This is a genomic window from Lysinibacillus sp. GW247-5R2A, assembly GCF_059424475.1.
Genome location: NZ_JBWKZL010000008.1, coordinates 92,075 through 107,564 on the forward strand (window position 1 = coordinate 92,075; position 15,490 = coordinate 107,564).

Here is a 15,490-nt window from a genome sequence, read left to right on the forward strand (position 1 = left end):
AAGTGTAGCGAATTTCAGTATTTGTTATAGCGAGGAATCGTCTACAGAATTTAGGTATGCCTCAATCTCACCAATAACTGATTCGACACAGCCATCTTCAAATGGTGAAATTAAGCCTGCTTCTTTTACAAGCTTTGTAAATGACATGGAGCCACCTAAACCACATAGATGAATATAGTCTTTCCAAGCCCCTTCAAAGTCTTCACGTGAACGCTTCCAGAACTGGAAGGCACAAATTTGTGCTAGCGTGTAATCAATATAGTAGAACGGACTAGCATAAATGTGACCCTGACGTTGCCAAATTCCACCTGCTTCAAGGTAGCTATTGTGATCATAGTCACGATGTGGCAAATATGTTTCCTCAATTTTCTTCCATGCTGCCTTACGCTCAGCTGGTGTCATTGTAGGATTTTCATAAATAACATGTTGGAATTCATCAACTGCAACACCATATGGTAAGAATAAAAGACCACTACTTAAATGTGTAAATTTATATTTTTCTGTATCTTCTTTAAAGAATAGCTCCATCCATGGCCATGTGAAAAACTCCATACTCATCGAGTGGATTTCACAAGATTCGTAAGTTGGCCATAAGTATTCAGGAATGCCGATGTTACGGCTTGAATAAACTTGGAAGGCATGTCCGGCTTCATGTGTTAACACATCGATGTCACCTGATGTACCGTTAAAGTTCGAGAAAATGTACGGAGAATGATAGTTTTCGATAAATGTACAATAACCGCCACTCTCTTTTCCTTTCTTCGCCACTAGGTCCATAAGGTCATGATCAATCATGAAATTGAAAAACTCTCCCGTTTCAGGTGATAGCTCCTCATACATCTTTTTACCATTCGCCACAATCCATTCTGGATCACCCTTTGGCGTCGCATTGCCTGATAAAAAATTCAGTGCTTCATCAGAGAATTTTAAATCGTCAATCCCAATACGCTTCGCCTGACGCTCATACAGCTTTGTCGCTACAGGAACAATTAAGTCACGAACTTGATCACGGAATTTCTTCACCATCTCAGCGTTATAATCAATACGATTCATTCGAACATAACCAAGCTCAACATAGTTGTTATAGCCAAGTTTAACCGCAATTTCATGGCGTACTTTTACAAGTTCATCGTATAAGCGATCAAATTCAGCTTCATGCTCCGCAAAGAAACCAAAGCGTGCATTTGTTGCTTCTTTACGCGTAGCTCTATCTGTAGACTCTGCAAACGGTCCAAGCTGAGCAAGTGTTAAAGTCTCACCATTAAATTCGATTTGTGCAGATGCTACAAGCTTATTATACTCAGAAGCTAGCTTATTTTCTTTTTGCATCAAATCAATGACTGCTGGTGAGAACCCTTTAATTTGATAGTTAGCGAGATCAAATAATTGTTGACCCCATTTTTCTTCTAGTTGCTCACGGAAAGGTGAGGCAATCAATGCTTTATAATATTCCGTTGTTACTTCTTCTAGCTCAGGACTAACTTCATCGAAATAGTCGCGCTCTGCTTGATAAAATTCATCGTTTGTATCGATCGATGCGCGAATATACACTAAGTTAGCCATTGTAGCAAAGTCATTACTGATTGCATTTAATTTTTCAATGATGCTACTTTGTTCGTCCATCGATTGCGCTTTTTTAAATTGGTCGACGAGCGCTAATTGTTGCTCTTTCATCCCCGCAACATGTGGACGGTTGTACTCATAGTCTTTAAACGTTTTCATTGAAGTCCCCTCTTTCTGTCATATACCCCGTGATATTTCTATTATATGTCAAATCTTAGCTATTAAGAAACAATTTTTTAATAACCTACAATATATGTTTTTAGTAATGCCGCTCGCTCTCTTATTTTTAGTTTAGCTTCTACTGACTTTGGCGTTTTAGCTGACACTACATCTACTTCAAAATCTAAAGACTCGGCTAAATATTTCGCACGTTTTAGGTGGAAGTCATTTGAAATAATCGTAATTTTCTTTGTTGCCTTTGGTAAAAGTTCTTTAGAAAATACTAAATTCTCATACGTGGAGGTGGACTGATCCTCCTCGATAATTCTCGTAGCATCTATACCATTTTGCTCGAGATAATCTCTCATCACGGATGACTCCGTTCGATCTTCATCGGGTCCTTGTCCCCCTGACACAATAACCTTTACTTGGGGATACTTTACTAAATATGGGACGGCCACCTCTAATCTACTTTTTAAAGAAAGTGATGGTACACCCCCTGGTTTTACTTTCGCTCCCAGTATGATCATATAATTAGCCGAGCCATTTGCATTTGCTTCCACCCCACGTTCAATTTCTTTTCCCAACCAAATATAGAGGACAATTGCTATAACTATTAGAACAACACCTACTCTAATCAACCATTTTTTCACAAGTAAACCCTCCCTTACCTTTTATTAACGTGACTACAGAAAAAAAGGATGCTTGATTACCAAGCACCCTCAATAATTTTATCTTAAAATAAAGCGTTTAATGGATTCCTGTAACGCTGTAATCTCATCTGTTAAATCATTGGAAGATTCACTAATAAGCTGAATCGCTCGTTGTTGCTCATCTACCGATGCTGTCACCTCTTCAGAAGCCGCGGCATTTTTTTCACTAATCATTGCAATACTTTCAATGGATTTCATCATATCATTCTTAGCGCTATTGACATATTCTACGCCATCGGTCATATCACCAATAATTGAAGTGATTTTTTCCACAGCCATTTTGATTTCTTTGAAGGAAGACTCTGTTACCATGACAGAATCATTTTGTTGACTTACAATGACGTGAGTTTTCTGCATTTCATCATTGACTAAATTTGTTTCACTCTCAATCCCCTTTAAGGTAGTGCGTACTAGCTCCGTTGCTACAGATGTTTGATCAGCTAGCTTTCGTACTTCCTCTGCGACCACAGCAAATCCTTTGCCATGTTCACCAGCTCGTGCAGCTTCAATAGATGCATTTAGAGCCAGGAGATTGGTTTGATCAGAGATCTCCGTAATTGTTCCTACAATGCCTTCAATTTCACGTACCTTCACGATTAAACTCCCAAAAACGGACTGAATATTCTGAATAAGTATGGAAGATTCCTGCGACTTATCCTTTAAACTAGCGATATTAACGATACCCTCTTCATTTGATTTTTGCATATGTTGTGATGCGTCTAGCATTAATTCATTTTTATCGTGCAATCCTTCAATTTGTTGAGCAAACTCAGTAGCTGTTCGATTTGTATCTTCCGCCTCTGATGCTTGTTTTACGGCGCCATTCGATACTTCATTAATAGCTTTAACGATTTCATCGCCATAAGCATTTGTTTCTTCAGCAACCGCGGTTAAATTTGACGATGTCGATTGAATTTCTACAATTGCTTCTTCTACATCTGAAATTAGTGTTTTTAATTGATCAACCATTTCATTGAAGCCCTCATTTAACTGACCAATTTCATCTGTACGCTGTAAATGCTCAATATCTACAGTTAAATTACCCTTTGCTACCTCACGTACGCGTTGCGATAATTTTTTGACCGGTAATGCCAAATGCCTAGATACTAAAATAACAACCAAAACACCTATGATAATAGAACCCACTAACGTCAAACCAATGACTACTAGTAACGAGTTTGCCTCTGCATTAAAATCCTGCATATATGTACCTGATGCAATAATCCATCCCCAATGTGGATCTTTTGCTGAATAAATAATTTTATCCGCCAATACATTCTGGCCTGGTAGCTCAAATTCGTATTTAGTAAAACCTCCGCCATCCAATGCTCGGTCAGTTACTTCCCGAATAAAGTAATTTCCACTACTGTCTTGATCGTTCCAAAGATTATCACCTTCTCGAGTAGGGTGTGTTGTTAATGTTCCCTTATCATCTAATACATAGATATAGCCGTATTCCCCCAAGTCACCTGGATAATTAATCAGCCGCTTCCCTTCACTATCCTTAGGTCCCAAGAAAGCCTCGCGTACCCGTTCCTGTGCTACTTCTAAAGGTATATCTCCCTTTTCAACACTTTCATTGGCGAGTTCAATTATTTGCAAAGCAGATTGAACACTATTATAAATGACTTGCTCGCCTATATCCTCCATACCATTCTTCGCCTTACTATAACTAACCACGCCAATTATTAAACTTGGAATAATTAGTAGTGCCAATGAAATAACGACTAGTTTCCCCTGTATCGAACGTAAAAAACTCATACTTTAGCCCCCCTTATTCTTCTCGTTCAAAGAGTATATTAACTTATATTATGTTATGATTTGGAAGTTTCCGCAATGGATAAAACGCAAATTAATTCCTCTAATTTGGTTTATTTCGACAAATCCATGCTCATTATATTTTTATTTTTCTCCAACTAGCATAAAAAAACTATTTTTCTACAAGTCTTCTTCTCATAGAAAAATAGTTTACAATGATCATAATTTGAACGTATTGATTGTTTCCGTTACCTCTTTAGATGTTTGATCTAACATCGCTACAACTTCATTTAATTCTGAAACCATTGTTACTTGTAAGTCTGAAGCCATTGCTACTTCTTTTGTTCCTTGCACACTATGCTGAGCGATATCATTCATCTGCTCTGTAGTAGCTAATATTTCTTCAGAGCCCGCTGACATTTCTTCAATGACAGCTGAATCATCCTGAATCTTATTGTTTACCTCAACAACTGATTCTAATATTTGTTCTAGGCTTTCACCAATACGTTGTACAGCCCTATTACCTGCTTGTACATCGACCGCACTACCAGACATTTCATGTAGTGCTCGTTCTGTAATGGACTTAAAGCTTTTCAGATGTGTATGTATTTCATCAGCTGATGCTTTAGATAGTTCAGCAAGCTTCCGTACTTCATCTGCAACGACTGCAAACCCCTTACCAGCCTCCCCCGCTCTCGCTGCTTCTATCGCCGCATTTAATGCCAGTAAGTTGGTTTGGTCAGCAATGCTCGTAATAATTGTTACCATCTCTTCAATAGAGCCGAATCGATCTCCCATTTCCTCAACATGTTTAGCCGTTCGTAAAACGGAGGATTCCACGTTTTGAATTTGAGATACGACCTCTTGAGAATGATTCACGTTAGTTTCCACTAGGCCCGTCATCGTTGAGGATGATTCAGCAATCTCAGAAGTTGTATCAGCCAGTCTTTGAATACCTATCGACATTTCATTCATCGTTAAGACAACTTCTTGATTATTTTGCTGTTGCTGCTCACTACCAGCAGCGATTTCAACTATACGATCAGCAATTTGAGCATTTGATGTTTCAACATGTTGTGTAGTTTCATCAATCTTTTTCACAACACTTTGTAGGGCAAATGTTTGTTGCTGAATAGTTTGGAATGTTTCTTTTAATTTTTGTAAGGACTCCTGAAAAGCTCGTGCAAACATAGAAATTTCATTTTTCCCTCTTAGCTGGATTTTTTCAACCTCCATTGTGGCCTTTGCGATATCCCCTTGTGCAAAACTTGACACCGCGTCCCCTAAATTTTCCAATGGCTTTAGTGCTTGATTTATGTAACGGTACATTATAAACATAACAATTCCTGTTAAAACTAACATTACTACAATTAATGCTGGCAAAATGGCTGTCAATACAGCATTCGTTACACCACTTACCTCGTTAGCCTCTATATCTACCCCTATAAACGCCACAATATTTCCTGATGCATCCTTTAATGGTACTGTACCAGACAAATAATCCCCAAAACCGCTATGTAAAATATTAGAGTAATAGCTTCCTGTATCCATTACTTTTTCAATATCTTTATATAATGTAGAAGAAGACTCCTCTCCTATAACACCTGCATTTTCTTCGTCATCTGCTGGCATACCATCCACTAAAAATCGAACTTTTTGATCTTCCTGTGGAACGGCAAACGTATAGGCATACAGGACCCCGTTTATTTCACGCAAATCATTCAGTTCTTCTCTTAGCTGCCAATATAAATTTGATTCCCTTGGGTCCTTTGATAGTTGTTCATAGTCCTCTGGGTTTAATTGTTTCGCCATGTTTTCTGCTACAGCGACAGCCTGTGCACCCATTGTTTTATTGACGGATGATTTTGCTGTGTAGATCGTTGTGACAATAAAAAATGCTAACAAAGCTACTAACATAACAAATGACATCAACACGATTCTATTACTTAATTTACCTGTTGCTCGCATGCTTACCTCCTTTAACATACTACTAAGTTAATCTATTAACTATTGTACTATTATTTGCACTATTTCGACAATAAAACTATGCTAATAACGATATCCAAACAACTAATGCAATTAAAGTAGCGAATAATGTCGGAACGGTGAGAATTATACCGAACTTAAAATATTGCCCCCAGCTAATTTTAATTCCTTTTTGAGCTAAAATATGAAGCCATATTAATGTCGCAAGAGAACCGATTGGAGTCATCTTTGGGCCAAGATTAGTACCAATTATGTTGGCATAAATGAGTCCCTCTTTCATCATGCCTGTTGCGCTTGTTTCAGAGATTGCTAATGCATCAATCATGACTGTTGGTAGATTGTTCATGACTGCTGATAAAACGGCAGCTACAAATCCCATAGTCATGGTCGCTACAACGAATCCTTGCTGCACAGCATGTTCTAGTAAACTAGCTAGTATACCTGTCATCCCTACATTTTTCAGGCCGTAAACAACCACATACATACCAATGGAAAAGAACACTATATTCCACGGTGCCCCTTTGACAACTCTCTTTGTTTCTACAAAAGAACTACGATTTGCCAGCCATAAGAAAATAGCGGCTACACTACATAAAATAAATGACACTGGAACGTGGAACATTTCGCCGACTACAAACCCCACTAGTAAAATTACTATTACGTACCAAGATATCGCAAATAACTTCGGGTCTCTAATCGCCTGCTTAGGTTGTTCAACTGCTTCGAGAGAATAGCACTGTGGTATGGAACGACGAAAAACCACATACAGTACAGCTATACTTGCAATTAAAGAAAAGAAGTTCGGTACAACCATATGAATCGCATAATCCATAAAGCCTATCTCAAAAAAATCTGCTGATACAATATTTGTTAAATTACTAATAACAAAGGGTAAGGATGTTGTATCTGCTATAAAGCCACTAGCAATAATAAATGGGAAAATCATTTTTTCCGTCATATCCAGTTTTCTAACCATTGCTAAAACAATGGGTGTTAATATTAATGCCGCCCCATCGTTAGCGAATAGCGCTGATACTATCGCTCCTAAGCAAGCAATATACACAAATAAACGTATACCACTTCCTTTAGCAAGTCGTGCCATATGCAGGGCAGCCCACTCAAAAAAGCCGATTTCATCTAAAATTAGGGAAATTAAAATAATACCAATAAACGATAAAGTAGCATTCCAAACGATTGCTGTTACTTCCAGCACATCCTGCCATGTAACTACTCCAATTATGAGTGCGATGGCAGCTCCTATACAGGCTGACCAACCAATCGATAATTTACGTGGCTGTACAATAACAAAAAATAAAGTCACTAAAAACAAAATAATCGCTAATGCAGTCTGCATGATTTTCCTCCCTAATTAAAAACCAGTAGCTTTATGTGCTACTGGTTTACTCAATCAATAATATATTGGATTATTCACCTAAATCAGCATTGTGGAAGACATTTTGAACATCTTCTAAATCTTCTAATGCATCGATTAATTTTTCGAACTTTGCAACATCGTCGCCAGTTAATGTTACCTCAGTCTGCGGTAGCATAGAAAGCTCAGCTACAGTGAATTCTTGTATGCCAGCAGCCTTTAATGCCTCTTGTGTAGCAAAGAATTGATCCGGTTCTGCATAAATAATAACCGCTTCCTCTTCTTCCAGAATATCACGAGCATCTACATCTGCTTCCATTAAAATTTCTAGCACTTCATCAGCTGTTTTACCTTCTAAACCGATAACTGCAGTAGAATCGAACATATACGCGACAGACCCACTAACACCCATATTTCCGTTATTCTTACCAAATGCTGCGCGCACATCAGATGCTGTACGATTTACATTGTTTGTTAAAGCATCTACGATAATCATTGTGCCAGCTGGACCAAAACCTTCATAACGTAATTCATCAAAGTTTTCGTCACCGCCACCTTTTGCTTTATCGATGGCTTTTTCTATTATATGTTTAGGAACACTATATGTTTTTGCACGTTCAAGCACCACTTTAAGTGCACGGTTTGACTCTGGATCTGGTTCGCCCGATTTAGCTGCCACATAAATTTCTCGCCCAAATTTAGCATTGATACGGCTAGTGCTTTGATCTTTAGACGCTTTCTTCTCTTTAATGTTATTCCACTTACGACCCATTGTTTCCACTCTCTTTCAAAGGATAGATTTATAAAAAATAATAGATATGCAGTTGCACATCTTAAAATGGTAATTAAATACTTATCGTATCTTTACTCTGCAAATAATAACATAATGATGCTTACAAAGCTAGATATACCAATGTTTATGCCTATTTTTTCTGTAGCAATAGCTGTAAAAATTTACGCTATTTAGCATCCTTCGATAACCATTCCTCTTTAATTTTATTTAGTAATGCCGTACAACCTTCTAGCACTAAATCATAGGTTTCTTGAAAATCCCCTGTGTAATAAGGATCAGGAACGTCTTTACGATGCTCTGTTAAATCTAAAAAACGAAAAATCTTTGGTGAAGTAGGGTTACCTAAGATTGTTCTGATATTGCGAATATTGCTCTCATCCATACCAATAATGTATGTGAATTTTTCTACATCAGCCTTTTGAAGCTGTCGACCTACCATTCCTATTGTAGAAATACCATATTCTCTAAGCTTATCCTGTGTGCCTCGGTGAGGAGGTTCATCGATATGCCATGAGCTTGTTGCGGCAGAATCCACAGCAATTTTATCGTCTATCCCCTCTTTTCTCACCAGCTCACGCATAACCGCCTCTGCCATTGGCGAGCGACAAATATTGCCTAAGCAAACAAAAAGTACTTGAATCATTACGATTATCCTCCTACAACAAAGCACCCAAAATCAATTTGATTCTGAGTGCCACTTCATTTTATTTTACTGCAATACGATTTTCCAATTCTTCTGTTAAAGCGACTAGTTCACTTTCAAGGTGCTGAGTAAATTGCTCCCGACCTTCTTTTCCTTTTCCCGTTACATAAAACGGCTCGCCATAAATTAAATAGCCTTTACCGCGCTTCATGACATCTCCTGCATTACGTGCACCAACGTAGGCAGCTGGAACAATTTGCGCCTTTGCCAATTGAGCGATTGTAATGGCCCCTTGCTTTAAGTCCGTTCCTTCTGAATTACGTGTTCCAGATGGGAATATCCCCACTACTTTTCCTTCTTTCAATAGCTGTGAGGGAATTTTAATAACGCTCGGACCGGGATTATCACGGTCCACTGGGAAGGCATTTAAATGTTCAATAAGCCAGCCAAGACCCTTCATTTCAAATAATTGCTTCTTCGCCATAAAGTGAATTTCCTGAGGGTACATGGCAACGCCGAGGTTTAAAATATCTACATAGCCTGTATGCGTACAAGCTATAATATATCCACCTTCTTTTGGCAAGTTTTCCTCACCATACACACGAGCCTTCGAACCCATAAGTTTTAATATTACTTTAACAAGATTTGCTACTAATTTATACACTGTCACATTCCTACCTTATTCAATAGTTATTCCCATTGTAATCGAAAAGACTAGTATACTGCAATTGTAGGTGACCATCTTACATCTTTCCAACCAATAGATCTACATCAATCGTCATTTCACTTAATACAATGTCTGTCTCATCTTTTTTATGCCAGCCCATCGGTGTCATCTCCAATAAGGCAGGAACAAGCTCCTGAGCAAGTGGCAATGTATAAGTGACTCGTTCTATATTCACTTCGCCAAAACTATCTTGGAAACGAGCAACAATTTGTTCATTAGAATATGTTTCCTTACTCGAATCGGCATATAATTGAGCACGCAGCTCCTGTAAATAGCCGCTTTGTGGCACAACCTTCACAACACAGCCATTAGGCGCAAGAAGCCTTTTAAATTCTTCATAATTTGCTGGTGATAAAATATTTAAAATAGCGTCAAAGCTATCTTGTGCAAAAGGACTCTTAGCTAAATCGCCAACACACCAAATTTGCTGTGGATAATGTCGAGCCGCAGCCAAAATGCCCTCTTTAGCTATATCAATACCGATGCCTACCCCATTCTTTTTCTCATTCATAATACGGGCCAAATGCGATCCCTCTCCACAGCCCGTATCGAGCACTGTATTCGCAGAGTTAATAAGCTCCCCAATCTTTGCTTCTACAACATCATAAATCCCACTATCAATAACAGCCTTGCGAGATTCAAAAAGATCCTTACTATATTTAGAAGTAGAGCCATGTGTCAGCATATTGACATAGCCCTGCTTGGCAATATCAAAAGAGTGATTGGCAGAGCAAACGAGTCTCCCCTGCTCATAGACGTGCATCGTTTGCTGACATAACGGACATGCAAAAAGCGCAATATGTTGATCGATCAATGCTGCTCCTATTGCACGTTTAGAAAGTGCTCCCATTGCTATTCCTCCTTCTGTTCATTCGGTGAAACGAGGGCAAAACGCTCCCATTTTCGGCTTTTCCATCTAAAGTATACGATAATTGCCCGTACCCATTCATCTGCAGAGATAGCTAACCAAATACCCACTAAACCCCAATCGAGGACGAATACCAAAAAGTAACCTAATGGGAGGCTCATACAAACCATCGATAGAAAACCGATTTTAACAGGGAACCTTGCGTCTCCTGAGGCACGTAAAGAGTTAATGACGACTATATTCATTGTCCGACCAGTTTCTAGCACTATACTTAATGCCAAGACAGATGCTCCGATAGCCATCACCTCGGGGTTATCTGTAAAAACATGCATAAGCTGCTTGCGGAAAATGGTCACTACACCAACCATAATAATAGTAAAAATAAATGCTGCTCGGACACTTGTCCACAGCTGATGATAAGCCTCATCCTTTTCTCCAGCACCTACATGCCTACCGATAATGATCGCCGTTCCTGTCCCAATCGCAATAGCGAATAAATAGGTAAACATCGATATGTTCATAGCATATTGTCTCGCCGCCAAAGTTTCTGCCCCTAAATATGTGGCATAATATAAAAACATGATTTGGCAAAACTGGTAAAGAACTTGCTCAAAAGCAGACGGTAAACCAATATTTAAAATTTTTCTTACATATTCCTTGGAATACTCAAAGTAGTAGTGTAGCTTTACTCGTACTTCCATCACTTGATAAAGCAACCAGAAAAACACAATCATCGCTAATCCTCTACTAATCACTGAAGAGATGGCTGCACCTTTTACACCAAGCTCTGGTAAACCAAAATTCCCAAAGATCAGGCCGTAATTAAGGACAACATGCAATACATTCATGCCGAGTGATACATACATCGTCTGTTTCGTCCAACCATGAACACGAATAATTGCAGCAAGGGCATTAATGATTGCTTGAAGGAAAATAAAACTCCCTATAATCACTAAATAACTTTGAGCATAATGAAGGACCTCACCTTGCAAGTTCATCATCGACATTAAATGACTAGCAAAGAAGAAAAATAGAACACTCATTATAAGGCCAACTGCCAAATTCATTGTGACTGCTAGAGCCGATATTTTAGCCGCTTCAAAAAAACGTTTCGAACCTAAATATTGTGATACAACGATGGATGCACCGTTGCCGACTACCTCAAGAATTAAAATAGCAATATGAATATATTGATTGGCTGCACCTACCCCTGACACAGCATTATCTGATAGCGCACTAAGCATAAAAGTATCGGCTAGCCCCATCAACATAAATAAAAATACTTCTAAAAAGATAGGCCATGTTAAATGGAATAGACTTAACTTCTTTGTTTCTTTTATTGTGTCTGCCAATACCTTCACTTCTCCTATACTTTTCTTAAAAATCTATTGTATCTTATCATAAATTTTCAGACTGTAAAGAGATTTATAGGAAGACAGCGCTTCCACATAAAAAATCCCTCTCACTAATTTGTGAAAGGGATTTTATTTAGATTAAGCAATATGACTGTAATTGCTCACGCTTATCAGCCGTTAAACCAAACTCCTGCTCCAAAAAAGCTGTCTTTGAGCCATAACGATGATCCATAGCATCTAACGCTGCCTGTAAATAGTCCTCACGAGCGGACATTAAGGCATAAAATTGCTGTAATTCTTGTTCATTATATTGGTGCTGGATCGTTTGAGCCATTCTTTCTACCATGGGACGCAAATGAATATTCGTATCTAAATAATCTTCCATAATAGTCTCTTCAGGTACGTCTAAAGCTAATAAAATAAGAGCTCCACCAATTCCTGTTCGGTCCTTTCCAACTGCGCAATGATGGACTAGCCCTAAATTATCAGGGTTTTGTATAGTCATCATTAATTCTTTAAAAGAGGGATTATGAAAAGGCATTTGTGCATAAAAGTCCTTGAACATATCAGCGTTAACTACTTTATAAAACTCTCTACCACCTGTATTGGTTGGCATTTCAAAAGCATGCTTTCCCTTCGCAGGGATTTGAATATATCGAGTTTGTGGAAACACAGGGTTAGGATTATGTTGTACTTCATTTGTGTCACGATAATCAAAAATTGTTTTAATACCTAATGTTTCAAATAATTCTTTATCTGTCGATGTCATTTTACCAAGTGCGGCAGAGCGATAAAATAAGCCATTTCTTATAACACGCCCATCCCTCGTTTGATATCCCCCCATATCTCGGAAATTATAAACAGCCTCAAACGGAATATTTTTTTGTACTTGCTTCACTGAACTACACCTCCCTATATTAATAAGCGTTCTTACCTTTATTCTATCGAACAAACTACATGAATACCAATTTTCACACTAGGTAATATAATAAAAAATGCTAGCTGTAATAAACAACTAGCATTTTCTACGATCTTATTTGTATAACTCTGGATACACAGCTTTAGCAACAAGCTCAACCGCTTCACCGATACGTGGACCTGGACGATTTGAGATATCTGTGTCAAGGGATTGAACTGCCTTGTTTTGAATAGCTGTTACCGTATTCCACCCATCACGAGCAAGAATTTCTCCAATTGGATTTTCTGTATAGTTGACTGTTGTTAAAATGACGTCTGGATTTCTCGCAATTACATCTTCCTCAGATACTTGCTTCCAGCCATCTAAATCTGCAAACACATTCTTTACATTTGCCGTATTTAATATTTCTTGTTGGAAAGTACCAGAGCCTGCTGTATATATTTCTGGCTTTGGACTAATTTCTAAATAAACATTTTTTGGTGTTTTTACTTCCTCAACCTTTGTTTGCACATCAGCGATTTTTGCTTTAATTTCCTCGTTTAATGCCTTTCCTTTATCCTTAACATCCATAACAGCTGCAATTTGTTCGATATCTCCATATACATCATCAAATGTAGCCGCCGATTGAATAACAAACACTTTAATTCCTGCATCCTCGAGTGGCTTAAGTGCATCCTTCTCACCAATCGTATACGCAATAACAACATCTGGCTTTAACGTTAAAATTCGCTCACTGTTATAATTCACCGTATCAGAAACACGTTCGATTTTTTGGGCGGCTTCTGGATATGTATCATATTCAGTGGCACCTACAATTTTATCGCCAACTCCTAATGCAAATAGAATTTCTGTGTTACTTGGTTGTAAGGACACAACCGTTTTTGGCACTTCCTTAAACTCTATTTCTACACCACGATCATCGGTTACTTTATAACTTGTTTGCTCAATCTTTTGTTCATCTTGGGAAGCATTTTTATTTTTTGTATCTTCCGCAGTTCCACAACCTGCTAAAACGATCGCTAGCAATAAAACCGATAGCCATTGTAAATTAAATAGTTTCTTCATTATTATTCACCTTTTTCTTTTTCATTGGATACGATTTACTCATAAACGGAATTTCAGCTATTCCAGCTTGTTGATTCGTATAGACAGCCATTACAAAACATACATTGGCTAATAAGCCTAAATAATCGAAGAGAATAGTCGGTACCTCTCGTTCTTCCGAAACCTTGTGTAAAGTTCGATATGATTTTTTCGCCTCACTACGACATAGATGTAAAGCGGCAGCAGCCTCTGTTCCTTGAGGTAAAACAAAATTTTGAATCTCTTCCTTCACATGACTTACATAAAAATCATAGCGCTCACTTAACCAGGATAGATCCTCATCTGTAACTGCTAGCTTCCCACGAACTGAGCCATTCACATGATAAGCCATAGGTAAAATCTGTGTTACATCATCTGCAACAATCTGGACATCCTCTTTCTTTACTATAGCTAGCGCAACCCCTAAATGCGTTGTTAAACTATCTGTGCGAATCTCAAAATCGACAGTTGAAGCCTTCTCTCGCATAAAAGGATAACAAGAATAACGTGCATCTTTTTTCACCCTGCTGTCCCCCCTTTTCATCATGAAAATCCTCACTTTTTTAGAACATAAAAAAACGTCGCTCCTCACGCAAAGGAACGACGAAAATAACATACTGATTGTCATAGAAACACGACACTGCCTATGTATTTGCCGTATATCCTCCTAGCTTCCGAAGAGTTGTTATACATTCAAATAAAGGTCGGTCTCCTGGCTTGTACAACGCTCCTATATAATTTATAAGAGCTATAAAGAACCTTCCCATTTCCTATGAAACAGTGGCTCATCTTTATAATAGCTGTACTTACAGTTGCGGAAACAGCTTCGGCTTATACCGAATTCCCGATTATGCTAACTAGCACCTTTATTCTGCAAGAATAATTCACTTGTAAAGCAGTTTATCATAGATTGATAGGAAAAAATAGTTGCGTACAAAAATGATAGCCGTTTTAGAAGCATTTTCATTTCCATAAAATCACTCTACTACAATACTTTTCCAATCGCTTGCTCAATATCAAGCTGTGAGTCTGTAGGCTCAAAGCGGGCTATGGTTTTCCCGCTTGCATCTACTAGAAATTTAGTAAAATTCCAGCGAATATTACGACCATCTAAAAAGCTTGGAGCAAGTTGAACAATTGCCTCAGCAAGCATTTTCTCCTGCATGCTTGCTTTTCCAAATTCACGAAAATCGACTTCATGTTTTAAATAATTAAATAAAGGGTGTGTCGTCTCACCATTTACTTGGACTAGCTCAAAAATAGGAAACGTAACTCCATAGTTTACCTTACAAAGATGCGCAGTTTCCTCTCCATCTTCAGGATTTTGATGGCCAAACTGATCACAAGGAAATCCTAAAACGACAAAATTATTTTTGCCATATTTATCGTACATTTTTTGTAAGTCTTCAAATTGATATGTAAAACGGCATTGATTGGCCGTGTTAACAATTAGCATCGTTTTTCCTCGAAAAGTTTCCATTGATAAAATTTCACCATTCGGCTTTCGTACTAAATAATTATAAATGCTCATTCCCTAACCCCTTTTGTTTT

The 15,490-nt window shown here is 38.1% G+C and carries 14 protein-coding genes and 1 riboswitch; all 14 genes read right to left on the reverse strand.

What is annotated here, in order from left to right; genetic code table 11:
- Positions 1-24: 24 nt before the first annotated feature.
- On the reverse strand, positions 25-1,722 hold the full coding sequence (locus AC07YC_RS13465; protein ID WP_336635569.1) for a M3 family oligoendopeptidase: 1,698 nt from the start codon (positions 1,720-1,722) through the stop codon (positions 25-27).
- Positions 1,723-1,799: 77 nt separating this feature from the next.
- The gene (locus AC07YC_RS13470; RefSeq protein ID WP_494919629.1) at positions 1,800-2,375 is read right to left on the reverse strand and encodes a YdcF family protein; all 576 of its coding nucleotides are present in this window, start codon (positions 2,373-2,375) and stop codon (positions 1,800-1,802) included.
- A gap of 78 nt (positions 2,376-2,453) precedes the next feature.
- The gene (locus tag AC07YC_RS13475) at positions 2,454-4,196 is read right to left on the reverse strand and encodes a methyl-accepting chemotaxis protein (protein ID WP_494919630.1); all 1,743 of its coding nucleotides are present in this window, start codon (positions 4,194-4,196) and stop codon (positions 2,454-2,456) included.
- 216 nt (positions 4,197-4,412) lie between these two features.
- Complete coding sequence (locus AC07YC_RS13480) at positions 4,413-6,161, reverse strand: methyl-accepting chemotaxis protein (protein WP_494919631.1); 1,749 nt, start codon at positions 6,159-6,161, stop codon at positions 4,413-4,415.
- 76 nt (positions 6,162-6,237) lie between these two features.
- Entirely contained in the window at positions 6,238-7,533 is a 1,296-nt protein-coding gene (locus AC07YC_RS13485) for an arsenic transporter (protein ID WP_494919632.1), read from the reverse strand.
- Between the two features lie 70 nt (positions 7,534-7,603).
- Positions 7,604-8,323, reverse strand: coding sequence for a YebC/PmpR family DNA-binding transcriptional regulator (locus tag AC07YC_RS13490; RefSeq protein WP_008175214.1), 720 nt, complete (start codon positions 8,321-8,323; stop codon positions 7,604-7,606).
- Positions 8,324-8,510: 187 nt separating this feature from the next.
- Positions 8,511-8,987 (reverse strand): low molecular weight protein-tyrosine-phosphatase, encoded by a 477-nt coding sequence (locus AC07YC_RS13495; protein ID WP_494919633.1) that lies wholly within the window; start codon positions 8,985-8,987, stop codon positions 8,511-8,513.
- Between the two features lie 61 nt (positions 8,988-9,048).
- A complete protein-coding gene (locus tag AC07YC_RS13500; RefSeq protein ID WP_494919634.1) occupies positions 9,049-9,651 on the reverse strand; it encodes a lysophospholipid acyltransferase family protein in 603 nt (200 codons plus the stop codon).
- A gap of 79 nt (positions 9,652-9,730) precedes the next feature.
- Complete coding sequence (locus tag AC07YC_RS13505; protein ID WP_336635576.1) at positions 9,731-10,564, reverse strand: putative RNA methyltransferase; 834 nt, start codon at positions 10,562-10,564, stop codon at positions 9,731-9,733.
- A 2-nt stretch (positions 10,565-10,566) separates the two neighbouring features.
- Positions 10,567-11,934, reverse strand: coding sequence for an MATE family efflux transporter (locus AC07YC_RS13510; protein ID WP_249660732.1), 1,368 nt, complete (start codon positions 11,932-11,934; stop codon positions 10,567-10,569).
- Positions 11,935-12,070: 136 nt separating this feature from the next.
- Positions 12,071-12,835 (reverse strand): tyrosine-protein phosphatase, encoded by a 765-nt coding sequence (locus AC07YC_RS13515; RefSeq protein ID WP_494919635.1) that lies wholly within the window; start codon positions 12,833-12,835, stop codon positions 12,071-12,073.
- A 135-nt stretch (positions 12,836-12,970) separates the two neighbouring features.
- Positions 12,971-13,921 carry an ABC transporter substrate-binding protein gene (locus AC07YC_RS13520; protein WP_494919636.1) on the reverse strand — a complete coding sequence of 317 codons (951 nt, stop codon included), beginning with the start codon at positions 13,919-13,921 and terminating at the stop codon, positions 12,971-12,973.
- Positions 13,905-14,462: a cobalamin adenosyltransferase family protein gene (locus tag AC07YC_RS13525; protein WP_336635580.1), complete on the reverse strand. Its 558-nt coding sequence runs from the start codon at positions 14,460-14,462 to the stop codon at positions 13,905-13,907. The genes AC07YC_RS13520 and AC07YC_RS13525 overlap by 17 nt, the downstream gene beginning before the upstream one ends.
- 162 nt (positions 14,463-14,624) lie before the next feature.
- Positions 14,625-14,822, reverse strand: a riboswitch (cobalamin riboswitch).
- Between the two features lie 102 nt (positions 14,823-14,924).
- Positions 14,925-15,470, reverse strand: coding sequence for a glutathione peroxidase (locus AC07YC_RS13530; protein ID WP_494919637.1), 546 nt, complete (start codon positions 15,468-15,470; stop codon positions 14,925-14,927).
- Between the last annotated feature and the right edge of the window lie 20 nt (positions 15,471-15,490).